The organism is Planococcus wigleyi (assembly GCF_014836985.1).
GTDB lineage: Bacteria > Bacillota > Bacilli > Bacillales_A > Planococcaceae > Planococcus > Planococcus notacanthi.
The window spans coordinates 78,043-101,920 of record NZ_JACSPU010000002.1 but is presented as its reverse complement, the minus strand read 5'-3'; the positions used below and the strand labels follow the sequence as shown (position 1 = coordinate 101,920).

The 23,878-nt window shown below is 45.5% G+C and carries 17 protein-coding genes; 5 read left to right on the top strand and 12 right to left on the bottom strand.

The window, feature by feature from the left end; translation table 11 throughout:
* Positions 1–13: 13 nt before the first annotated feature.
* The 11 genes from proB to mnmH form a co-directional block, all read right to left on the bottom strand.
* Positions 14–784, bottom strand: a complete 771-nt coding sequence (proB, locus tag H9630_RS05970; protein ID WP_191714600.1) for a glutamate 5-kinase — start codon at positions 782–784, stop codon at positions 14–16.
* 548 nt (positions 785–1,332) lie between these two features.
* Positions 1,333–2,580 carry a TerD family protein gene (locus tag H9630_RS05965; protein ID WP_191714599.1) on the bottom strand — a complete coding sequence of 416 codons (1,248 nt, stop codon included), beginning with the start codon at positions 2,578–2,580 and terminating at the stop codon, positions 1,333–1,335.
* Between the two features lie 126 nt (positions 2,581–2,706).
* A complete protein-coding gene (locus tag H9630_RS05960) occupies positions 2,707–4,143 on the bottom strand; it encodes a carbon starvation CstA family protein (protein WP_191714598.1) in 1,437 nt (478 codons plus the stop codon).
* A 315-nt stretch (positions 4,144–4,458) separates the two neighbouring features.
* Positions 4,459–5,469, bottom strand: coding sequence for a hypothetical protein (locus H9630_RS05955; RefSeq protein ID WP_191714597.1), 1,011 nt, complete (start codon positions 5,467–5,469; stop codon positions 4,459–4,461).
* A 200-nt stretch (positions 5,470–5,669) separates the two neighbouring features.
* Positions 5,670–6,314 (bottom strand): hypothetical protein, encoded by a 645-nt coding sequence (locus H9630_RS05950; RefSeq protein ID WP_191714596.1) that lies wholly within the window; start codon positions 6,312–6,314, stop codon positions 5,670–5,672.
* Positions 6,315–6,349: 35 nt separating this feature from the next.
* On the bottom strand, positions 6,350–7,780 hold the full coding sequence (locus H9630_RS05945) for an alkaline phosphatase (protein ID WP_191714595.1): 1,431 nt from the start codon (positions 7,778–7,780) through the stop codon (positions 6,350–6,352).
* 150 nt (positions 7,781–7,930) lie between these two features.
* Positions 7,931–9,130 (bottom strand): multidrug effflux MFS transporter, encoded by a 1,200-nt coding sequence (locus H9630_RS05940; RefSeq protein ID WP_191714594.1) that lies wholly within the window; start codon positions 9,128–9,130, stop codon positions 7,931–7,933.
* Positions 9,131–9,370: 240 nt separating this feature from the next.
* Complete coding sequence (locus tag H9630_RS05935; RefSeq protein WP_191714593.1) at positions 9,371–10,444, bottom strand: branched-chain amino acid aminotransferase; 1,074 nt, start codon at positions 10,442–10,444, stop codon at positions 9,371–9,373.
* Between the two features lie 145 nt (positions 10,445–10,589).
* Positions 10,590–11,204, bottom strand: a complete 615-nt coding sequence (locus H9630_RS05930) for an NUDIX hydrolase (protein WP_191715066.1) — start codon at positions 11,202–11,204, stop codon at positions 10,590–10,592.
* Between the two features lie 157 nt (positions 11,205–11,361).
* Positions 11,362–14,517 (bottom strand): DEAD/DEAH box helicase, encoded by a 3,156-nt coding sequence (locus H9630_RS05925; protein ID WP_191714592.1) that lies wholly within the window; start codon positions 14,515–14,517, stop codon positions 11,362–11,364.
* 408 nt (positions 14,518–14,925) lie between these two features.
* Positions 14,926–15,975, bottom strand: coding sequence for a tRNA 2-selenouridine(34) synthase MnmH (gene mnmH / locus H9630_RS05920; protein WP_191714591.1), 1,050 nt, complete (start codon positions 15,973–15,975; stop codon positions 14,926–14,928).
* Between the two features lie 228 nt (positions 15,976–16,203).
* Here mnmH and H9630_RS05915 point away from each other — a divergent pair, with 228 nt between their 5' ends.
* Both H9630_RS05915 and H9630_RS05910 read left to right on the top strand, forming a co-directional pair.
* The gene (locus tag H9630_RS05915; RefSeq protein WP_191714590.1) at positions 16,204–17,463 is read left to right on the top strand and encodes a YeeE/YedE family protein; all 1,260 of its coding nucleotides are present in this window, start codon (positions 16,204–16,206) and stop codon (positions 17,461–17,463) included.
* Between the two features lie 167 nt (positions 17,464–17,630).
* A complete protein-coding gene (locus tag H9630_RS05910) occupies positions 17,631–18,605 on the top strand; it encodes a cation diffusion facilitator family transporter (protein WP_191714589.1) in 975 nt (324 codons plus the stop codon).
* A 146-nt stretch (positions 18,606–18,751) separates the two neighbouring features.
* Here H9630_RS05910 and H9630_RS05905 read toward each other — a convergent pair whose 3' ends face one another.
* The gene (locus H9630_RS05905) at positions 18,752–19,633 is read right to left on the bottom strand and encodes a Cof-type HAD-IIB family hydrolase (protein WP_191714588.1); all 882 of its coding nucleotides are present in this window, start codon (positions 19,631–19,633) and stop codon (positions 18,752–18,754) included.
* 251 nt (positions 19,634–19,884) lie between these two features.
* Here H9630_RS05905 and glcT point away from each other — a divergent pair, with 251 nt between their 5' ends.
* The 3 genes from glcT (at position 19,885) to H9630_RS05890 (ending at position 23,839) form a co-directional block, all read left to right on the top strand.
* On the top strand, positions 19,885–20,727 hold the full coding sequence (glcT, locus tag H9630_RS05900) for a glucose PTS transporter transcription antiterminator GlcT (protein WP_191714587.1): 843 nt from the start codon (positions 19,885–19,887) through the stop codon (positions 20,725–20,727).
* A gap of 163 nt (positions 20,728–20,890) precedes the next feature.
* Positions 20,891–22,927 carry a glucose-specific PTS transporter subunit IIBC gene (gene ptsG / locus H9630_RS05895; protein WP_191714586.1) on the top strand — a complete coding sequence of 679 codons (2,037 nt, stop codon included), beginning with the start codon at positions 20,891–20,893 and terminating at the stop codon, positions 22,925–22,927.
* Positions 22,928–23,023: 96 nt separating this feature from the next.
* Complete coding sequence (locus H9630_RS05890) at positions 23,024–23,839, top strand: endonuclease/exonuclease/phosphatase family protein (RefSeq protein ID WP_191714585.1); 816 nt, start codon at positions 23,024–23,026, stop codon at positions 23,837–23,839.
* The last annotated feature ends 39 nt before the right edge of the window (positions 23,840–23,878 follow it).

Genomic DNA, 23,878 nt, shown 5'->3' with positions numbered 1-23,878 from the left:
GATTTCCCTTTGCTTAAACACTCAGTTCTGTTTTGACACCGATGTAGGTTCCGTCGCCTCTGCCCTGGAAAATGTCGACTAACTTTTCGCTGCCTGTCCCGGAACCGATGAACACTTGGACGCCTAAAGCCAAAGCCGTTCTTGCGGCTTCAACTTTTGACTTCATGCCCCCTGTTCCGACTTCAGAGCCTTCCGAGGAGGTAGCTTCTATTAATTCATCGGGGATTTCCTGAAGATGGAGATATTTTTGAGCCTGTGGGTTGGTTCTTGGGTTGTCTTGATAAATGCCGTTAATATCTGTCAGAATCACTAGGAAGTCCGCATGGACAAGCCCGCTGACCAATGCCGACAGCATATCATTGTCTCCAAATGTCAGCTCTTTTACAGAAACAGAGTCATTTTCATTGATAATCGGCATGACGTTTCTTTCCAGTAATTTTGAAATGGTCGCATTGGCATTTTTATACAAATCTTTCGTCAACAGCAGCTGAGCTGCCACGATCTCATGTTTTTTGCATTCATCAGCATAAGCCTGCAACAACAGGCTTTGTCCGACCGCGGCGGCTGATTGCTTATCGACCACCGTATCAGGGCGCGATAAATAACCCATGCTTGTGCACCCTGCCGCCACTGCTCCCGACGATATCAGAATGACTTCGTGCCCATATTCTTTTAAGCGAGCCAGCGCATCCACGTGCTCACGTAATTTTTCAATCGACAGCTTGCCACGTTCATCTGTCAATGAACTGCTGCCAATCTTCACAACAATTCTTTTCTTCTCCACGTGCAGTCACCACCCGATTTTGATAAATAAAAAAAATTCTTCCATTTCATCTAAAAACGGAAGAACCTTGCCTCCGTGACATTGTTTCCAACATTTCTTTCCCGAATCTATTTAATAGAGTTATTATGCACTGTTTTGCATTTTAAGTCAATGTTATAAAATGTTTTTTCCTCTATAAATACATTTCCTCAATCTAAATATGCAACAAAGTTGAATATTTATTCACTTTAATGAAAGTTTAAATCTCTTATTTCCTTATGCAACAAGCTTTAAGAACTCAAAAGGATTATTTATTCAAACTAAATTGAAAATTTTAATTTTAAGTTGAAATGCCAGTCTATCACAAATCCCACCATCCGCAAACGGCACTTTTGACGGAACGGGCCGACTGAAAGACAAGCAGAGAGTTTAAACAAGGTTTCACTGATCTTTTTACAGCAGGATTCAACAAGCAATTATTTAAATTAACCCGCGATCAGTCCGACAAATCAGAACGATTTCGGCCAAAACAAAAGAGCATGGAATGGTTCCATGCTCTTTTCCCCTTTTTATTTAGATCCTGCGCTCCAGGTCATGCCCCAATTAAAAGCTTTGTCCACTTCCCTGTGGCCGGCAAAGTACTCGACCACTTTCTTGACGCTCAAGGTTTGGTTTTTCTCATTTTCGATCAAAGCGATGGCGCACATCCGCTTGCCTTTGCGGTGTTCATCCAAGCGGACTTCGACGTCCGGGCCATTTTTTTGCTTCAAAGTCACTACCCCGTCCACTTCTGCCCAATTCGCCGCTCCTTCATAGATAAAAGCATAAACCAGTATACGTTTGAATTTCTTGAGCTGATCTCCATTAATGCGAAGGTTTTCTCCACTTTTGGACGTACCTGTCCGATCGTCATGGTCAAGCGCGATATAGGGCTGTTGCTTCAAGTTTCCAAAAGCATTGCCTAACGCCTGGACAGCACCCTTGGAACCATCCTCCAACTCAAACAGACAGCCCAAATCCAAATCCACTGATTTGCCGGCGTTGAGAACCGATGACAAAAATCCTCCGCCCGTTTTTTGCGTCCAATTTAAATTAACCACTATTTCACCTAAAGGCGATTCGGTTTTGTTCAAATTGATTTTGTCGCCGGTCTTTTTAAGCTCCACTTTTTTTAAGTTCACCGGAGCAGATTTAGCGCTCGGTGTCTCTGTTTTCACAGCCTGAGCCTTTTTCAGGAATGCTTCCGCTGGCAGCTCCAGATTGAATTGCCTGCACAGTTCCCCAAGATCACCGGAAACGCTTTGGCCGATCGCGGAAAACTTCCATTCTCCATTATGCAAATACACTTCTCCTGTCAATAACGTCAGGTCCTGGTTGAAGTCCCTGCCCAAATCGTAACGGCACAATTCTTTTTGGCTGTCGGCGTCTTCAATCCGGACATAAGCATTTGCCACCTGGCCAAAATCCTGTTTTTTTGCCTTTCCTTCATAAATACTGATCGCTACGGCAATTTTCTTGATTCCGCCTGGAATTTTATCCAATTGAACAGTGATTTGTTCGTCGTCTCCATCCCCAGCTCCTGTCTGATTATCGTTTGTAAGCTTGACCGCAGAGGCTGTGTCCGACAGGTTATTGTAGTAGACCAGATGTTCTTTTCCAGCGACTTTGCCTTCCGCATCCACAAGCAACGCCACTGCATCCAAATCAATCGATGAAGCCGTCTGGCTGACATTCCATCCTAATCCAATCTTTAAATTCTTCAAGCGTGGATGTGTTTTCGTTAAATCCACTTTTTGTCCTTTTATCAATGCAACCATCCATTTCTCCTCCTTGAATATCAAAAATGCTTCTTATTTTACTATACTGTAAATAAATTCTATGTTCACATGATTCCCTCATAGACAGAAAAACTCCCACAGAGCCAGGCCCTGTGGGAGTTTTGGTTATAGTGGGCGATAATCCGCCTCTAGCTGTTTCAAGCTTCTGTATTTGATAATTTGTGCCACATACCATAGCAACACCACCAAAGTGATGCAGGCGCCAATAATGGCGGAAATTTGATAATCCATGTTCAAGCCTTCCGGTGCATAGAAGATATACATAGAGACTACGGCGGTCATGAACATGGCAGGCACTCCAGCCACCCAGTGGAACTTATAGTTCTTCATCAGGTAAACTGCAGCTGTCCACAACATGAATGTCGCCACCAGCTGATTCGTCCAGCCGACATATCTCCACAAGAAAGTATAATCGATTGTTGCCATATAGAAGGTTGGAATCGCCAGTGGAATCGTCACCAGCAGGACCTTCACTTTGCCTTCCATGTTTACAAATTTCGAAAGGATGTCCGTCAAGATCATTCGTGAAGACCGTAACGCCGTATCACCAGTCGTTACAGGCAGGATGATGACACCGAAAATCGCCAGCAGTCCACCCATCGTACCCAATAGGGAAATGGAGATTTCGTTGACAACGCCTGATGGCCCTCCAGCAGCAAGCGCTGCTCCCAAGCCTTCCGTACCATTGAAGAATGTCATGCCCGCTGCTGCCCATATTAAGGCGATAACTCCCTCAATGATCATAGCACCATAAAAAATCTTTCGGCCATCGGTTTCTTTTTTCATCGTGCGTGCAATGATCGGGCTTTGTGTAGAGTGAAATCCTGATATGGCGCCACATGAAATGGTCACCATCAGCAATGGCCAAATCGGCAGATCACCCGGATGCAGGTTGGCAAATGTCAAGTTTGGCATCGGTTTTCCCGAGAAGACCAATGCTACCGCTACAGCTACCGCCATAAACAATAAAATGGCGCCCAACAGGGGGTAAATACGGCCAATTATTTTATTTATCGGCAAAATCGTCGCCAGGATAAAGTAGAAGAAAATGATGATTAAAGCAGTCATAAAGTTAATTGGCGTAATTTGGGCAATTAACTGGGCAGGTCCTGCAGTAAACGCTGCAGTCACCAGCAGCATCAAAACTAAAGACAGGCCATTGATAAATACTTTGGCGTTCTTACCCAGGTACTTCCCTACCAATGTCGGAAATTGGGCACCGCCATGGCGCATGGACATGACGCCCGAAAAGTAATCATGCACGCCTCCTGCGAAAATAGAGCCAAGCACAATCCAGACAAAAGCGACTGGACCATATAACGCTCCGGCAACTGCTCCATAAATCGGACCAAGGCCAGCGATATTCAACAGTTGGATCAGATTGCCTTTCCACCAGCTCATTGGCATATAATCCAGTTTGTCTGTTTTGGCATAGGCCGGAGTTGGTGTATTGTCATCGACGCCAAAAACACGCTCAATAAATTTCGAATAAAAAACATATCCTAAAATAAGTAATGCCAAAGCAGCAAAAAATGTAATCATATGAACGTTCCTCCTGATGTCGTGGTTAAAAGCATAAATTATGATACCATGTTTTTTAAATATATAAACATAATATTTAGAAAAAAACAAATTTACTGTAAAATAACTATTTTTCATCAAAATAATTTACATTCCCTTATTTATCGGCGTTTACTAGGAATATTTTCATAAGAATTGAATAGTATATTAAAGAATGCGTTTACAAAATCATTATGTCTTTATTAAAGTCCTTGGTTGTTCCATCAAAAAAACGCAGGGAAAAGTTCCCTGCGCCATCGTTGATTTCCTTGTGGTTGAATTCAGTGCAGCCCACTGCTATCGGGAACGGATCCTGGCTTTTCGGATGCCTTGAATGGCATCTATAGCAGAAGAAATGATGACCACCACTAAAATACTGCCAATAAGCCAAGTAAGGAAGGCCGTCCCGCCAAAGAGATCAGTAAGCCATTGGCGGAATGCTTCATTGACTAAATTGGAATTGGTGAATACCAGAACAAATACCAATACGGAAGTCGTTTGGACAAAAGCATTGAACAGCGCCAGTTTATTGGTCCATTGTACAGCCCGCCATTGATAGACTGCCAAAGTGATTTCCAGTACGACGACCAGGATAATCAGGGGCCAATAGGAAACAAGAACAGCCTGATTGAAGATGGGTGTGGTAAATTCCAGTCCGCCTTGCCGCCCTTGCTGGTAAATTCCAAGCAGCTTATCTGCATTAAAATAAACGGTCGTCCAAATAGCCGTCCAAATCAGGCTGCCGAATATTTGGCTTCGGGGAATCCGTTTTTCTTTGGAAATGTGCGGACGCTCTGGGAATTCCCTTAAGTCATCCGGTGTCCATTCTTCAAAATTCAATCCCAACGGCCTTTGCGATTTCGAATGCTCTGCGCGTTCCACAAATGCCAAAACCAGTGTCAGCCAGAAGACCGCTTGAACCACTGCATTGATGATTCCGGAAATGATTCGTCCAATCAATTCTCCGATGATGGTGAAGACCGGTTCCTCTCCTGCCCCTGAAACAATCGTGACAATCAAAATGACAATGGTCGTTACAGTGATGGCAATCGGCAAGACAAGCTTCAACAGCTGAAGATAAAGATCATAATACCTTGGACCGATCAAATACATGGGCCGATCCGCATATCGGCTCGCCAAAACTGCTGGATGGCCCAATTCGGCAAGCATATTTTTCACATCCTGTTCCATGCAGTCAACCGGCAGCTTCTCCGCAATAATCGTCCGCAGCTCTTCTTCAACTTCAGCACGCTTTTTTTCCGGCAGCCTTCTTGTTACTTCCCTGATATACAGTTCCACCAGCTTCATGGCGAACCTCTCCTTTTAGTAAAGAAATTTCCTATTCCGTCCGTTTTAATTGCTTCTATCATACACTGTTCCAATCTGTTTAAAAACATATTTTCTTTATTTTCCGTCAATTTTAAAAATAGAAAAACAGGCTCTGGAATAGAGCCTGCCAAACTTTAATAATTACTTTTTTTCTAAAAAAATTTTACAAAAATCCGATATTATTCGAACTGCGTATTGAATTCTACTGCTTTGGCGATTTGTTTGTCCTTGCTGTCGAAGACATCACTGGTGGTGATATTTATCGATTCAATTCCACCTTTTTCGATAATAAATCCGACATTGCCTGTCTTGGTTTCACCTGGAGCCAATTCACCATTCAATTCTTCCAGATAAATATCATCTTCCCACAGCTTCAATTCTTCTTCAGCAGTTTCGAGTAACGCTACCGGTGCAAAATGGATAGGTTCATCGGAGGTATTGGTGATTTCCACAAACATCTTCACGACTTCAAATTCCTGTTCATGTGTATAGGAATGAAAAAAATCAATCAGGCTATAATCCGGTTCGAGCTGAAGGATTTTCGATTCTGCCACAATCAGCTCCACCGGACCCGCCTTATAGGTTTCACTGTCCATGTTCACCGCCTTCACTGTTGCCTCTCCTTTGGCATCCCGCTTGTTTTGGCCGGTTTCCTGCAGCAGACGGTCATCTGTCACCTGCGGGCTCAGAACATAACCATCATAATAACCCGGAATATCGTTTGTCTGATCGGCTGCCGAAGCGATCATTGTCGAATCATCCGATTCTGAACATCCTCCCAGCAATAGCGCGGAGAGCGCCAATAAATAAACGGTTTTTTTCATGTCAGTTCCCCATTCCATCCTTTATTTCAAGAACATTATTTATCGTTGATCTCCACTTTCGCTTTCAGCAAATCAAAGATGATTTTTGCGTGATCGGTATTGTCGAGCTGTCCAGCAAATTTATCGCTTGCGGGGCCGTATGCATAAACCGGAACATCTTCCCCAGTGTGGCCGCCAGTTGTCCAGCCGGTATGCGAGCGCTTATCGAAAATCTTTTCAATGGCATTGTCGACATCCGTATACTTGCCGCCAGCCGCTGCTTTTTTCACAGCAGCAATTTCATCAGTTGTCAGTTCAAGGTCGATAAACTCCTTTAAAGTTGCTTCTGCATCCGCTCCGCTGACGATTTGTTCAGCCATGAAATCCGGAGTGCGCTTTGCTGCTTTGATCGGCTCAGCGAACCAGTTGTAGATGCCGTCTGCGCCAATGGAGAAGCCGCCAGTCGAATGGTCGGCAGTCGCGACGACCAATGTATTGCCGTCTTCTTCAGCAAATTTGATCGCTTCCTGGAATGCTCGATCATAGTCTTCCATCTCACTCATAGCAGCCACAATGTCATTGTCATGCCCTGCCCAATCTACTTGGCTTCCCTCGACCATCAGGAAGAAGCCGTCTTCATCTTCAGACAATCGGTCGATTGCAGACGTTGTCATTTCCGCCAATGATGGCGTGCTGTCATCACGGTCAATCAGTTTCGGAAGGCCAGCCGGCGCAAACAACCCAAGTACCTGCTCTGCATCGTTGCTCAGCAATTCGTCGCGGTCTGTCACGTAGCTATAGCCGTCTTTCTGGAACTCTTCCGTAAGGTTACGGTCCGGACGATCGAATAAATCGACGCCTCCACCCAGCAATACATCGACTTTATGCTCGCCATTGATCAATTCATCGTAATAATCGTCGGCAATAGCGTTCATATTTTTCCGGGCAATATCATGTGCACCGAATGATGCCGGTGTGGCGTGCGTGATTTCAGAAGTTGCAACCAATCCTGTCGCTTTGCCTTTTTCTTTGGCTGCCTCGAGGACTGTTTTCACTTCACTTTCATCGTTATCGACAGCAATGGCGTTGTTATACGTTTTGATGCCGGCAGACATGGCTGTTGCCGCTGAAGCTGAATCGGTGATGTTTTGCGCCGGATCTTCCGGATAAGTCGATTGCTGTCCAACCAAATACGGATCAAACGACATAGCTTCGACCATCTTAGTAGAAGGATCGTCATTCAAATACCGGTGAGCAGATGTATACGATGTCCCAACACCATCACCGATCAGGAAAATGACGTTTTTTACTTTATCTTTTTTATGGCCGCCTTTGCCCTTCCCTTGACTGTGCTCGGGAGCTTTTCCTTGATTGTTGCCGGGGCCATGCGCTTCTGCTGATAACGAGAAGGAGCTTACTCCTGTTAAAGCTACTGCTGAAGCTAAAGCAATCGGAAGTACTTTCATTTTCAAGTTTCTATGTATCATTTTTTTCCCTCCAGTCATTTGATGAACAAGTTCAGTGTAGGGCCTGAATATTAAGCCTTCATGAAGCTTATGTTTAGCTTCTGTAAATTCCTAAAAATAGGCATTTAAACGCATTACAAAAAGCCCAGAAATCTCTGGGCTTTCGTGAGTTCAAGTCGTTGAAGTTGAATTTTTCGCCAATAGGAGATAGGCCAATAAGGCGATGGCACACATAGAGAAAATGACGAGTCCCATTGGCACTGCGGTATTTTCTCCAGCAATCCCTACAAGTGGAGCTGTCGCAGCCCCTAAAACGAAAGGCAACAGCCCCAATAGCGCAGAAGCACTTCCTGCTACATGGCCCTGGCTTTCCATAGCGAGTGTGAATGCGGCCGTTCCGACCACACCGATCGACATGACGAAAAAGAAAATCGGAATGACAACGGCCCACAAAGGCCCTTCCAGTACCACAACAGCCAGCAGAACCGCACCAGCGGCAGTTGCGCTGTATAGAGCTGTTTCCAGGAAGCGTTTCTCAGACCAGACATGCGAGAACCGGCCGACAGCGTAACTTCCGATAATCAAACCGATGCCATTCATACCGAACAACAGGCTGAACACCTGAGGTGAAACGCCGTAAATATTTTGATAGATGAAAGGCGTTCCAGACACATAGGCGAAAACACCTCCGATCAGAAAGCCTTGCGCCAATGCGTAACCGGTAAACTGGCGGTTCTTCAGAATTCCCGCGAAATTGCTGAACGTCGATTTTAAGTTGCTCGGGACGCGCTTTTCGGGAGGGAGACTTTCCTTTAAGCGGAAAGCCGAAATCAGCAGCAAGACGATCCCCAATACGGTCAGCACCAGGAAAATCCCGCGCCAGTCGGCAAACAACAGCACTCCGCTGCCGACAGAAGGCGCCAGTAATGGCACCAGGTTGTTTACGACCATCAGTAAAGCGAACAACCTGGTCAATTCCGCTCCACTGCTGACATCCCGTACGATTGCCCGGGAAATAACCAGCCCGCCTGAAGCCGCAAATCCCTGTACAAAGCGCAAGAGAATAAATATGTAAATGTTGGGAGCAAAAATGCACGCTACCGACGCTATTGCATAAGCAACCAGGGAAATCAGCAACGGCTTGCGTCTCCCCTGCATATCACTGAGTGCGCCAGCGATCAATTGGCCGAGTGCCAGCCCAAGCAGACAAGCGGTCAAGCTCAATTGAACAGAAGTGGCATTCGTCTCATAGACGTCGGCTAAGATTGGAAATGCCGGCAAATACATATCAATCGTGAACGGAATCAAGGATGTTAATGCGCCCATCAGCAATATAAAATGGACGCGCTTTAAACCGGTTATGCTTTTCACTGCTTTACACACTCCTTTTCCCGTCAAAATAAGCAGGTCGATCCAAGTTTGGATTCCCCGCTCAAGGGTAAATTGCTGTTTTCTACCATATCATAATACTTCCAGTCTTTCTTCAATGATGTGCTGATTTTCATTAATTTATGAATCGCTGTTGGCTCAACGCAATGAAAAGCCCGTCGTTGCCAAGTTATCACGAAGGATAACCGGGCAGCGACGGGCTTCAGATTTACTTTTTCGCTGTTATTTTACTTCTACGGTCCAACCGAGTGTATCTTCAACTTTCCCAGTCTGGATGCCTGTGATCGTGTCATATAGTTTTTGCGACAGTTCACCGATTTCATGGTTGTTGATGATCATTTTTTGGCCTTTCCAGTTTAATTCTCCAACCGGAGAAATAACAGCAGCTGTTCCGGTGCCGAAGACTTCCTCTACTTGGCCTGCTTCATAGGCTTCATACAGTTCATCAATGGAAATGCGTTTTTCTGTTACGTTAATTCCCCATGTGCCAAGCAACTCGATAATGGACATGCGCGTGATGCCTTTCAAGATACTGCCGTTCAATTCAGGCGTCACCACTTCGCCGTTGATCTTGAAGAAAATGTTCATGCTGCCGACTTCTTCAATGTATTTTTTCTCGACGCCGTCCAGCCACAGGACATCCGCGTTGCCTTCTTTCTTGGCATTCGCTTGAGCCTGGTAACCCGATGAATAGTTTCCGGCGGTTTTGGCCATACCGGTGCCGCCTTTTACAGCACGGGTGAACTTGTCTTCCACATGGATGACAACCGGCTGAAGGCCACCTGGGAAGTAAGATCCGACCGGTGACAAGATCACCATGTATTTATAGGTTTGAGACGGTCCGACTGCCAGGTTGGCGTCTGTTGAAATGATATAAGGGCGGATATACAGGGAAGTTCCGGGTGTTTTCGGTACCCATTCCTTTTCAAGCTTGATCAATTGCGTCAAATGCTCCAAAGCTTGTTGTTCATCAATTGGCGGAATGCTCAAGCGCTCGCTTGAAAGATTCAGACGCTCAAAGTTCTTTTCCGGACGGAACAATAAAATACGGCCATCTTCTGTACGGTAAGCTTTCATTCCTTCAAAGACTGTTTGGCCATAATGGAAAATCATCGCTGCCGGATCCAGGCTGATCGGGCCGTACGGAACGATTTTTGGATCATACCAGCCTTTTTCAGTTTCGTATTCCAAGATATACATATGATCTGTGAACGTAGTCCCGAATGGTACTTGATCTTTCACTGGTTTTTCTTTTTTGCTGGTATTTTCAATAACCTCAAGCTGATATGTAGTCATCGTCAGGACTCCTTTTGTGAAAATAATTATAATTATCAGTAATATGAATAATTATACACGTTCTTGCCGCCCTTTAAAAGCTTCGGCAGCCATAATTCAAAAATTACGATAAAAGACCCGTTTTCTTCCAAAACAAAAAGACCATTCAGCGAATGATCTCAATAAAGTGGGCAAGTATTTTTGCGGTCAATCCCCAAATAACTTTGTCGTCATAAATATAAAAAAACTCATCAACCTGGCGCGTCCGCCAATTGTAATTTTCTCCTCCGGCAATCAAATCATAGGGAAAGCTTTCTTCCGGCTGGATATCAAAGTTGATGCTGTACACTTTCGGTTCTTTTTCCAGGAAAAAAGACAGCGGCACCGTAAAGATGCTATCTACTTCCGGCGGATTCGGGCTGAATTCGGCTTCAGGATCGATAATGCCGGCAAATGTGTAGACAATCATGCCAAAAGGCGAAACGATGTAGTCCAATGGAAAGATATTCGAAATTTCTTCTCTTTTTATTCCCAGTTCTTCAATCGTTTCCCGGACCGCCGTGTCTTCTTCGGTCTGATCCTGGAAATCGATTTTGCCGCCTGGAAAACAAATCTCGCCTGGCTGGTTTCTTAAATCGTATGAACGGACTTCAAAGAGGACATGAATTTCTCCCTCTTTTTCGATAAGGGGCAAAAGAATGGCGTATTTAGAAAAATCCTTATTCCCTAGTACATCAGGAACCCGGTTTTTCACTTTTTCCAGCATGCTTTTCGGATCCATATCAACACCTCGGCTCTCTTTCAACCATTTTACCAAAACCCACACAATAATTCCTTTTCGAAGAAGCTCTTTAGTTGAATCCATAAAAAATTCGGTCAGCGGGGATTTTTCATAACACTGACCGTTGAAACGGCATAAATAAGCAACACTCATAGGATTACATCGTCAAAATTTCCCGGATATCATCAGCTGACATGGCTTTCAGCGGTTCTTCTCCTGACTGGATGACATCATCGATCAGGTTTTTCTTTTTCATCTGCAACTCATTGATCTTTTCTTCGATGGTGCCTTTCGCGACAAGCCGAACCACTTGCACTTCCTTTTTCTGTCCCATGCGATGTGCCCGGTCAGCAGCTTGCTGTTCGACAGCCGGATTCCACCACAAATCGTAAAGAATGACTGTGTCAGCGCCCGTCAGATTCAGGCCTGTCCCTCCGGCTTTCAGGGAAATCAAAAACAAATCGCCTTCCCCTTCATTGAAGCGGCTGCATAAGTCCACCCGCTCCATAGGCGGCGTTTGGCCATCCAGGTAAAAATAAGGCACGCCCTCTTTCGCCAACTGGTGACCGATGAGGCCCAGCATTTGAGTAAATTGCGAAAATACCAGCACACGCCTTCCGGAAAGACGGCATTCCTCTACAATCTCCATCAACTGATCAAATTTGGCGGAACCTCCTTCATAACCTTCCACAAATAATGCGGGATGGCAACATAGTTGGCGCAGCCTGGTCAATCCGGCTAAAATTCGGATGCGGTTCTTTTGGAAGCTGTCTTTGTTCAAATGTTTCAGTGCATCCTGTTTCAACTCTGCTAAATAAGCCGCGTATAATTTCTTCTGCTCTTTCTGAAGATCTGAAAATTGGATTGTCTCTACTTTATCCGGAAGTTCCGTTAAAACCTCCGTCTTGATGCGGCGCAGAATGAATGGCCGCACCCGCTTTTTGATGCTGTCACGTCTCATTTCGCTGAACAGCCTGCGGTTTGGCAACAACTCCGGAAACACCACATTGAAAATGGACCATAACTCGTCGAGTGAATTTTCAATCGGCGTACCGGTAAGCGCAAAGCGATAATCCGCCTGAATCCCTCTGACCGCCTTCGCCGTTTGTGTCACAGGATTCTTAAACGCCTGTGCTTCATCAAAAAATACCGTATGAAAATGTTGATCCCGATACAGTACTTGATCCATGCGCAAGGAAGGATAGGAAGTGATGATGACATCCATCTCTTGTGAGTTTTTAATTAAAGATGCCCGCTGTGTTTTATTGCCATCGATGACCTTGGCTTTTACAGCTGGTGCAAACTTCGTCAGTTCGTTCAACCAGTTATAGACGAGCGATGAAGGCGCAACCACAAGCACAGGCTGCTGACGCTTACGGATATCCGACAGCATCGATACGATGAAAGCGATGCTCTGCAAGGTTTTGCCGAGTCCCATGTCATCAGCCAAGATTCCGCCGAATTTATACTTGGCCAACAGCTTGAGCCAACGGAAACCCGCTTCCTGGTAATCGCGGAGTACACCGTTCAAACTTTCCGGTATGTCTGAATCGAGCTCTTCCGGACGATTCAAATTTTGCAGAAGGTGCGCAAAGCCGGCTCCGGGATCAAGAAGCTGTCCCTCATCCAATGATGCGGCCAAATGCAGCCCATGAACCAATGGAATCCGGATCTCTTCTCTGCCAAAATTGGCTGCGGTGATATCCAATTCACGCAGAAATTCACTTAAATCAAGGAATTCTGCCGTCTCCAAAGACATTAACGTTCCGTTAGGGATGCGGTAATAAGGCCGCTTTTCCTCCAATGCCTTTAGAATCTTTTTGATTTCTGCTTCCGGTATATCCTGAAGGTCGAAACGGAACTCCAGCCAATCAGTGCGTTCACTGATTTCAACTTTCACTTTAGGGCCGCCATAATTTTTTTGGACTCGCAGCTTCACAGCTGTCGTTGCGTAAATTTGCATCAATTCTTCCAGTACTGGAATGACATGATAAAGAAACTGGTATTCCGCTTCTTCATCCTGCATGTAGAAGCCGCCTTCAGTTTGTGTAAATGCACTGTCTTTCATGATTCGCAGGATTTCCTGTTCCTGCTCTCGCTGTCTGCGGACTCCCGGGTAATGGCGGAATTCGTCTTCCGGCTCTTCACATGGATTGATGACCAAATGTCCGTAATGGAATTCCACTCCGGCCAGCAGCCGGTGTTTGATGCGGTCGAGAAACAGTTTGGCGCGTAGAGGGGTTTCCACCAGCCGCTCTGCTACGGCATCTGAAATATGCACTTTTCCTAAACGCTCCAACCCAGGGGCAACCGTCGCCATAAATCGATCCATTTCCTGTGATGGAATGATCAGCTGGTCGATTGAGCCAGGCAGCATTTCCTTCAGTTCCGCAAGGCGCCTGGCATCTTCTTCAGTCAAATGGTATAGAGCGCCATCCGCAATTGCCATGTCGTAAGCCTTCAGAATCAGCACTTCTTCCAGCCCTTCTACATCCAGCCGAAATCCACCTGATCGGTTTTTATCGAAATGGAAAGATAGCGGCATTTCCTTTTCGATACGGATGCCTTCGATAATTCGTCCTGCCCCTATAAGTTTGACGTTAGGTGCGGCTTGCATTAAAGGCAATAGCCGCTCCCAATCCGATGCAGCCATCACCAATAAATCAGTTTGCTCAAGATTTCCAACTCCGGCCATTCGGGTTTTCGCCAAATAATCGAGGACTTTTTCAGTGTCATCTTCAAGGCGGTGGTCCGGTGGTGCGTAAGAAAAGCCCGGTGATTCACTATACGCTTCTTCCGTCCTTACCGCAGCCAAGAACCCTCCTATATCACGAATCGGTTCCAGGTTCGTTATTCCCCCAGCAATCCGCAGACCCAGCATATAACCCGATTTTCCCATTAAAACCGGCAGGATGCTGAATTCAATTTGAAGGGTTTGCCGTTTGTCGAAATACTGCCGTCTTCCTTTTGTGCCGGCTGTTTGCCGCGTGAATAGATTGAGCATTTTCATAGCCGGATTCTCACGCTGCTGCATGTCCTCAATCGCCAACAAGACGCCGGCAATATGATGGCAATAAGTCGACACAAACCCGACTGGCGGACAGCTGCAGGAAGCCAGGATTTCCCCGTCTGCTTCCTGTTTAACGCTGACGTAAAATTCATTGCGTCCGCTGACGACCCCTTTCATCAGCCGATCTTCATTCGGATCCGGCGATAACTGGATTTTGCCTGCCTGAATAAAAGCCCGGCCCTTTTTGAAAGCAGCCTGACCGCATAATTTTTTTATTTTTGTTTCATTAAGTGAGAAGTTCATAAGGCCAGTTCCTTCCTGTATATGCCCGAATACCGGAAACAGTTGTAGAATTTTGCTGCTCTCTTCATTATCACTGACTGCCTGGAGTGAATCAACTCAGCTTACTTTTAGTTTGCACTTGTGATTCACCTAAAAAATACTTATATGCTTTAGCGCATGATTATAAATTTCGTTATTTTTAACCAGATTCTGCGCGCTAGGCGGATGCTTTCTGGCAGATGGAAATGGAGACGGCGACTCCTGCGGGAACAGCGCGTGGTGAAGACGGTGCAACCGGCTGAGGCCGTGCCCGCGGAAAGCGTCCGTCGAAATGGACATTCGCCCTTTTTTGTATGCAAAAAAGGGCTGCCCACTAAAAGCCATTTTTCATGACCTTATGGGACAGCCCGCTTACAATTTTGATAGGACTCAGCTTACCGAAGACTTTTCAGGTTCGGGAATCTGCTCTTTTATCGCTTCGATCGCTTCTTCCAGGTTACGGACCTGAAGTACTTTCTTTTGCTGGTCCGGATATTGAAGGCCGGTGTGCTTGTAGCGGGAATCGTAATAAAACTCCAGCAACAGACGCACAGCAGAAGCAAATTCACCTGTTTCCAGATCCTCTTCAATCTGTTTCGAGACATCCTGTGGCATCCGGGTTTTGATGCGTTGGAAAGCGGCGATGCACTCATCCTGATATTCTTCAGGACGATAATCTTCGATGATTTCTTTGATTCTTTCTTCCATCGGCATGTCTATGATGAGCTGGATGCTGTTGGCTTTCAGTTCCATCACCCAATTGGGGATGACTACCTTGCCGATCCGTGAACTTTCAGCTTCAAATAGAACAAACGGTGCTTTTTCCAGTTCCCGAAATTGCTGGACAAATAAGGAATCGAATACTTTCTGGTTATGGGGTTCAACGCCAATGTGCCCAAAAATCGAACCTTTATGGTTAGCCAATCCTTCCAGATCGATAACCGGATAGCCCTGCTCTTCCAGCGCTTTCAGAATTCGGGTTTTGCCGGTTCCGGTCAGGCCGTTCAGTACATATGCCTTAAAAGGCGCTTCAGACTGCTCAAGCTGCTTGAGAACCCATCTCCGGTATTCACGGATACCGCCTTCCAGCCGGCTGACATGAACATCCATCAATGACAGGAGCGTGGCTGTTGTCCGGCTGCGCATACCGCCGCGCCAGCAAAATACCGTTTTATTGCCTTCGACTTGTTTAAATTGCTTCACAAACTCTGGAAGTTTAGCAGATATAATAGCAAGGCCTCGCTCTTTCGCTGCCGCTACGCTTACTTGCTTATAGAGAGTGCCAATTTCCGCCCGTTCGGCATCGTCAAAAAAAGGAATGTTGATGCTGCCGGGAATCGAGAAATTTTTATATTCAGATGGCGACCTTACATCGATCAGGACCATTTTGTTCTTTTCACTTAACGGAATCAATTCTTCTACTGCAATATCACTGAACATCCATTTCCCTCCAAACACACACACTTTTTAATCATTCTATTAGTATACACCCATCTGAACCAGTTTTCGTTTTTGGTTGCTTATTTTAACTTGTTGCCCGCTTTATTTCACTGTTTACAAATTCGATACCGCTTTTATTCAATTGAGCAATTTTCGTTGACACAGCAAGGGTGAGGCATTATGATAGCTGAGTATTCCCGACTAACTCACTAAGAAAAGGATGATTTCATGACTTCTATAACGAAAGTTCAACCGGTTGACGAAGCAAAAGGTCCGGTTGCACGAAAAGATACAGCTTTAAATAGTCCTCAAGTTTCATTGATCGTCGGCGGATTGGTCGTTGCCGCTTTGTTGACGATTTATTTGTTGGCTACTCAACATATCTCACAACCTATCTTGTTGATCATCGGCCTGTTGCTTGGCTATACCTTGTTCCATGCACGCTTCGGCTTCACTTCTGCATTCCGTCGCTTGGCATCGGTCGGCAACGGACAAGCCATGCGGGCCCATATGCTGATGCTGGCTGTGGCAGTCACTTTGTTTGCCCCAATTTTGGCATATGGCTATTCGTTCTTCGGAACCGGTGTGGCAGGCTATGTTTCGCCTGTAGGCGTCAGTCTGGTTGTCGGTGCATTTGTCTTCGGTATCGGCATGCAGCTTGGCGGCGGCTGTGCTTCCGGAACTTTGTATGCCATTGGCGGCGGACGTACTGTCATGTTCGTGACATTGCTGTTCTTCATTATCGGAACAACCATCGGCGCTTACCATTTACCGTTCTGGACAGAAGAAATGCCGGCGTTTGAGCCGATTTCTTTGGCCACATCAACCGGACTCGGTTATGGCGGTGCTTGGCTTGTATCGATTGTCATTTTCGGCTTAGTCGCTTTGATCAGTTTGGTTATTGAGAAAAAGAGACGTTCTCCGAAAATGGCACCTCTTCCATCCGCTTCTGGATGGAAACGGATTTTCCGCGGTTCATGGCCTTTATTTGCAGCGGCGATCGTTCTGGCTGTATTAAATGCAGTAACATTGATGGTCCGTGGTACACCTTGGGGCATCACATCGGCATTTGCTCTTTGGGGCTCAAAAATCGCTGAATTCTTCGGCGTGGATGTAGCAAGCTGGGGGTATTGGCAAGGTGCCAATGCTGCTATGCTCGAGTCTTCGATCTTTGCAGACTCTACGACAATTTTGAACTTCGGTGTAATCATTGGGGCTTTCCTTGCTTCAGCGGCCGGCGGTTTGTTCAAATTCACGAAAGTGAAAGTAGGCAACTTCTTCGCTTCTGTAATTGGTGGTCTAATGATGGGTTACGGTGCCCGTTTGGCATTCGGCTGCAACATCGGTGCTTATTTCGGCGGCATTGCGTCATTCAGCCTTCATGGTTATATTTGGGGCATCCTGGCCTTAGCCGGAACATTTGTAGCATTGTACCTCCGCCCTCTGTTCGGGTTGTCGGTACCTAAATCCAATGATTCCGTGTGTTAAATTTCTTTTAAAAACAGGCGGTCGGGACATCCCGACCGCCTGTTTTTTTGTGGGATTTTTTCGATAAGATGCCTTTCGATCCCTTTGGTTTTCAATGTTCATCTTAAGGGAAATAAACTAAATAGCGCTAAATCCAATCGACGCCATAATGGAGAGGAGAAAACTTTATGAAAGAATTTTTTGGCTTAATGAAGTTCGGAACCAAATCGGCTTTATTGGCAGCCATCGTCAATACTGTAGTTGCTCTTATTAAAACCGCTGCCTATTTGATTACCGGAAATGTAGCGATGTTTGCTGAAATGATGCACAGTTTCGGAGATGCCGCCAACCAGTTTTTCGTTTTCATCGGTTCTGCGTTCAGCAAAAAAGAACCGACAGAACGTTTCCCTGGAGGATTCGGACGCTTGGTCAACCTCGTGCTGCTGGGGGCTGTATTGATTGTCGGTGTACTGGCTTATGAAACCATTGTGGAAGGAATCCATCACATTTCCGATGCCACCCATTCAGAAGATTGGTTCTGGCTGAATATCGGTGTGCTTGGCGCAGCAGCGCTATTGGAGTCTGCTGTTCTTTACAAAGCCATGAAAGAAATTACAGAACATTTGCCAAAAGAACAAACAAAAGGATTAAAAATAATTCCGGAAAGTTATAAGCATGTAAAAGGTGCCAACCCTGCTTCGAAACTGGTCTTTTTAGAAGACAACGTTGCCGTCGGCGGAGCACTTCTTGCGATGCTGGCCATTGTCATCTCTACTTATACGCCTTTCCACAGTGCTACCGGCTATGCCTCCATCATTATCGGTGTCGCTCTTATTTTCGTCGTCGGCCGCATCTTCTTGGATAACGCGGCAGGAGCTCTTGGCGTTGCCGATGTGAAAATGCAGGCCAGAATGGGTGCCCGGATCCTGCAGCATCCCCAAATCAACGACATTCAGGATTTGGATGTTATTAAAGAAGGCGACAGCCTCCATGTTGAACTGAAGATTGAAGTCGATCCCAAAATGACCATCGCAGAAGCCGATGATCTTCGGGATTACATCGAAGAAAAAATCAAAGAAAACGTAAAAAACGTCACTGATATCATCATTGAGTTTGACGAAGACGATGGTCTGCCTACATGGAACAAAGCCTTGGACGAGTAACAACACTAATATTATGGCAAAAAAACAACCCGTTCCGAAAAGGATTTTCCTTTTCTGGAACGGGTTGTTTTCATGAGAAAATGCAAAATGGCAATCCACCTATGCAAGGGGGCATCTGTCAAATTTCCTTTCCTTCACTTCCACTCTTACAATCTTGGTGCTTTTGCCTTGATGCCAGCCAGTACTTTTGTGTTCAGGTAATGATAGACGCCGTTTTCATCACAAGTAAATTCTGTCACTTCATCCACCAGAACCTTGATATGTGCTGCTGCATTCTGCATTGCTACGGCATGCGTGACATACTCGAACATTTTGACATCGTTATCGCTGTCTCCAATGGCCAATGTCTCACAACCGGTTAAACCGAAACGCTCCAGCATCTGTTCGATTCCAGATGCTTTATTGATACCGGCCACCATGACTTCGGCATTATGCGGAGAAGATGGAGTCATCGTGAATTTCATGTCTTTTTGCAGCTGTTTCAATTCGATTTTCCAATCGTTTATTTCCTCACGGGTTCTTGCGAAAAAGTAAAATTTCGAAAAATGAGATTCGGTTATTTCGTCTGTCCATTCAATTTCTTCTTCAATCGCTTTTTGGCGGGAAATCCATTCGTTGATCTGAACGGAATCTGGTTTTGGATCTCGAACAGCGGCTTCGACAAATGCTCTGTCCTGTTCCAGCACCAAGCGATTGCTGCCGTGCGGGAACAGCTCGTAATAGATTTTGCGTTCACGCGCTTTTGCCAGGATGGTTTCCACCAACTCCATTGGCAGTGAATGTTCAAATACGGCTTCGTCTCCAATGTATCCCGCCATGCCGTTTGCAGTGATGATGCCATCCACCGCAAATCCTTCCGGAAGCATCTCTGCCACTTCATCTGCGGATCTGCCTGTCGCCACAAAAACATATATGCCTTCGTTTCGCAGTTTATCTATAACTTCTTTCGTATCCAGGCTCACTTCGTTAAAATGATTTAAAATGGTGCCATCCATATCCAAAAAGATGGCTTTAGGGTTGATTGCCACTGTATGACCTCCTGATCGTTAAGTACAAATGATTCAGCCTCAGTATACGCTTTGCTTTTTCTAAACTCAATGAATGCCTATTTCTGCCCGGATTAAACCCTATTGCAGAAAGGATAGAAATGGTAGAATAAAGGATACAAAATTTTTCAGATTTTTATTTTCGGTGCCAGTCACCGTTTATCCGATAAGAAAAAAACATTGGTGCAAGCTAGTCAGACCGGCATTAAGCCAGGCGGCAGATGGAGGTTGAAATGAAACAGATCTTGACCATTCAAAAAATATTGAATAATAATGTTGTCATTGCCCACCACGATGCTTATAAAGAAGTCGTCCTGATCGGCAACGGACTAGGTTTTAATCGAAAAAAAGGCGATACAATCCCTTTTGATGAAGCTGATAAAACATTTTTGCTGAAAGACGAAAAGGAAATGGAACAATACGTCAATTTGCTTCCTTATATCGAAGAAAAGCTGATTGCTTTCATCCATGAGCTGCTGCTTTTCATTGAAGAAAAAATGGGTAAGGAATTGAACGAGCATATCCACGTAGCATTGACTGACCATATCGCCTTTGCCATTAACCGGGCAAAAAAAGACATTCAATTTTCCAATCCTTTTCTGTTTGAAATTGAATCACTGTATCCAAAGGAATACCTGGTAGCCAAAGATGTGGTGAAAAAAGTCGAGGAACGGACCGGCGTTTCATTTCCTGAAGGGGAAATCGGTTTTATCGCCTTGCATATCCACAGCGCCGTTACAGACAAGTCCCTGCGCGATATCAACCGGTATCATGCGCTTCTTTCAAAAATGGTGAAGATCATTGAAGACAGCCTGGACATCCAACTGGAAAAAGACAATATCGACTACCATCGCCTTATCCAGCATCTTCACCGAGCCATCGACAGGGCCGATAAAGGGGCGCCTTTGGGAGAAGAAAATAAATTAGCCGCCATGTTGAAAAGCGAATATCCGGTGTGCTATAATCTTGCTTGGAAGCTCATTAAAGTTATGCAAAACCAATTGAATAAGCCCGTAGATGAAGCTGAAGTCATGTATTTGACGATTCATCTGCAGCGCTTGACACATAAATTCTGACCATACGTGTTACTGATTCGATCAGGCATGAGTATGAAAAGATGAAAAGTTGACCAACAGGACATTTCTGCCCTTTTATCGACTTTTTCCTTTTCTGCTCATGCCTTTTATTATGTGTTCAGTTGGCCATTTTTTATATTCGCACCATCGAGGAGGAAACTATATGTCATTCAATTTTTTCGGCACGCTGCAAAAAGTCGGGAAAGCACTCATGCTGCCAGTTGCACTCTTGCCGGCTGCCGGTATCCTGTTGGCTTTCGGTACAAGTTTTGCAGAAGATTCGTTTTTGGAAGCGGTTCCGTTTATGGGAGCTGGCTGGATTCAGCAATTATTATTCATTATGGCGGAAGCCGGCGGTGTTATTTTCGATAACCTGCCCTTGCTGTTCGCAGTAGGTGTCGCGATCGGCCTGGCCGGTGGTGATGGAGTAGCAGGACTTGCTGCCATCATCGGTTACCTGATTATGAACGTCACCATGAAAGCCTTTGGCGGAATCACTATGGAAATGACCACTGATCCCGCATATGCCAATGTCTTGGGCATTCCTACATTGCAAACCGGAGTCTTCGGCGGGATTATCGTCGGTGTTCTGGCAGCGTTTATGTACAATAAGTTCTTCAATATCCAATTGCCACAGTTTTTAGGATTCTTTGCAGGCAAACGCTTTGTTCCGATTATTACTGCGTTCTCTGCTGTTTTTCTTGGAATCGTTATGTTCCTGGTTTGGCCATTCGCTCAAACCGGTTTGAACGCATTGTCCCACTTTATGCTGGAAACAAACCGTACGCTTGCAGCATTCGTTTTCGGAACCATTGAACGTTCATTGATTCCTTTTGGTTTGCATCATATTTTCTACTCACCATTCTGGTTTGAATTTGGCCAATATACAAATGCTGCAGGTGAAATCATCCGCGGCGATCAGCGCATCTTCTTTGCCCAATTGCAAGACGGCGTTGACTTTACAGCTGGTACCTTCATGACCGGTAAATTCCCGTTCATGATGTTCGGCCTTCCGGCTGCGGCACTTGCTATCTATCATTGTGCACGCCCTGAGAAAAAGAAAATTGTCGGCGGCATCATGCTTTCAGGTGCTTTGACATCATTCCTTACAGGGATCACAGAGCCACTTGAGTTCTCATTCTTGTTTGTTGCACCTGTTCTGTTCGGTATTCACGCAGTTTTCGCGGGTCTGTCGTTCATGACGATGCACTTGTTAAACGTTAAAATCGGTATGACATTCTCCGGTGGACTGATCGACTTCCTGCTCTTCGGGGTCATGCCTGGCAGAACTGAATGGTTCTGGGTCATCGTCGTCGGTCTTGTGTTCTCGGTCATCTACTACTTCGGTTTCCGTTTTGCCATCAAGAAATTCAACTTGATGACACCTGGACGTGAAGACGATGAAGAAGGCGATGAAGAAACAGGGGAAGTTGGCGAATTGCCATACGAAATCCTTGCCGCTATGGGCGGACAAGAAAACATCACCCATTTGGATGCATGTATCACGCGTCTCCGTGTCAGCGTAGCAGACAAAGGCAATGTTGATAAAAACAGATTGAAAAAACTTGGTGCATCCGGTGTTATGGAAGTCGGCAATAACATCCAAGCTATTTTCGGACCCGTTTCTGACAGCCTGCGCGGCCAAATGCAGGACATCATCAACGGCAAAAAGCCTCGCTCCGTACAAAAAACAGCAGCTCCTGCTGAAACGGCAGTGGCTACAGAAACACCTTTGGAATTCAACAGCCCGATTACCGGTGAGTTGCTGCCGATTTCAGATGTTCCTGACCAAGTCTTCTCCGGTAAAATGGTTGGAGACGGATTTGCCATCAAACCGACAGAAGGAAAAGTCTATTCTCCGGTAAACGGCAAAGTCGTTACGGTCTTCCCCACCAAACATGCCATTGGCATTGCGGCAGACAACGGCACAGAAATTCTGATCCACATCGGTATTGATACAGTCAATTTGAAAGGTGAAGGATTCACTGCACATATTGAACAAGGTGACCTCGTTGAACAAGGACAGCTTTTGATGGAGATGGACTTGGATTACATCGCTGAAAACGCTGCGTCCATCATTACGCCAGTTGTCTTTACGAACCTTGAAGAAGGCCAATCGATCAAGCTCAACAAGTCTGGCTCAATAGCGGCTAAGGATAAGGGCATCATGGAAATTATACATGGTGAATCTGTCGTTTGATCCAGCAACACCATTTAAAAACCCGGTTTTATACGGATTTCTTCCGAATGCAGCCGGGTTTTACTATATAAACTATTAATCAGGAGGCTATAAGACATGAAACTGTTGACTTTGAATTGCCATGCCTGGCATGAAGAAAATCAGCTTGAAAAAATACGCCATTTAGCAGACGCCATCAAAGAGAAATCCTATGACGTTATCGCGCTTCAGGAAGTCAATCAATCGATTGATGCCGAATTGCTGTATGACGATATCAAGAAGGATAATTACGGCATCGTGCTGCTGGAGGAACTTGAAAGAATCGGTGTCCGGGACTATTCGTTTGTCTGGAGCTTTTCCCACTTGGTCTATGGCATCTATGAAGAAGGCGTCGCCATATTGACGAAGCACCCAATTGTTAAAAAAGAATCCTTTTTTGTCAGCTTAAGCACAGACAGCACTTATTGGAAAACGCGCAAAATCGTCGGTGCCCAAATCGATTTTTACGGGCTTCCATTGTCCTTTTATTCCTGCCATATGGGCTGGTGGATGGATGAAGAAGAACCTTTCAAACAGCAGGCAGACAGGCTTTTACAGCAAGTTAAATCTGATTCGCCTGTTTTTCTGATGGGCGATTTCAATAACAGCGCCGCCTTGCGGGGAGAGGGCTATGATTACTTGATCAGCCACGGACTCTGCGATACGTATGAGTTGGCCGGTACAAAAGATCAGGGAACCACTGTTGAAGGGAAAATCACCGGCTGGCATGACAACAAGCAAGACCTGCGCATCGACTTGATTTTAACGAATAAATCCTTGCCGGTACTGTCGTCCGAAGTCATTTTCAACAACCGGAATAAGCCCATCGTCTCCGACCATTTCGGGGTAGAAGTTGAAGTACGTATTCCTGAAAAATCGGAATCGTCCCACTAAATCTTAAACTGACCACTAAGTTTTGTTCGGAATTGGCAC

Coding starts and splice junctions, on each gene's coding strand:
- H9630_RS05965 (WP_191714599.1), bottom strand. CDS start 2,580: ATGGTTGCATTGATAAAAGGACAAAAAGTGGATTTAACGAAAACACAT.
- H9630_RS05960 (WP_191714598.1), bottom strand. CDS start 4,143: ATGATTACATTTTTTGCTGCTTTGGCATTACTTATTTTAGGATATGTT.
- H9630_RS05955 (WP_191714597.1), bottom strand. CDS start 5,469: ATGAAGCTGGTGGAACTGTATATCAGGGAAGTAACAAGAAGGCTGCCG.
- H9630_RS05950 (WP_191714596.1), bottom strand. CDS start 6,314: ATGAAAAAAACCGTTTATTTATTGGCGCTCTCCGCGCTATTGCTGGGA.
- H9630_RS05945 (WP_191714595.1), bottom strand. CDS start 7,780: ATGATACATAGAAACTTGAAAATGAAAGTACTTCCGATTGCTTTAGCT.
- H9630_RS05935 (WP_191714593.1), bottom strand. CDS start 10,444: ATGACTACATATCAGCTTGAGGTTATTGAAAATACCAGCAAAAAAGAA.
- H9630_RS05930 (WP_191715066.1), bottom strand. CDS start 11,204: ATGGATCCGAAAAGCATGCTGGAAAAAGTGAAAAACCGGGTTCCTGAT.
- H9630_RS05925 (WP_191714592.1), bottom strand. CDS start 14,517: ATGAACTTCTCACTTAATGAAACAAAAATAAAAAAATTATGCGGTCAG.
- mnmH (WP_191714591.1), bottom strand. CDS start 15,975: ATGTTCAGTGATATTGCAGTAGAAGAATTGATTCCGTTAAGTGAAAAG.
- H9630_RS05915 (WP_191714590.1), top strand. CDS start 16,204: ATGACTTCTATAACGAAAGTTCAACCGGTTGACGAAGCAAAAGGTCCG.
- H9630_RS05910 (WP_191714589.1), top strand. CDS start 17,631: ATGAAAGAATTTTTTGGCTTAATGAAGTTCGGAACCAAATCGGCTTTA.
- glcT (WP_191714587.1), top strand. CDS start 19,885: ATGAAACAGATCTTGACCATTCAAAAAATATTGAATAATAATGTTGTC.
- ptsG (WP_191714586.1), top strand. CDS start 20,891: ATGTCATTCAATTTTTTCGGCACGCTGCAAAAAGTCGGGAAAGCACTC.
- H9630_RS05890 (WP_191714585.1), top strand. CDS start 23,024: ATGAAACTGTTGACTTTGAATTGCCATGCCTGGCATGAAGAAAATCAG.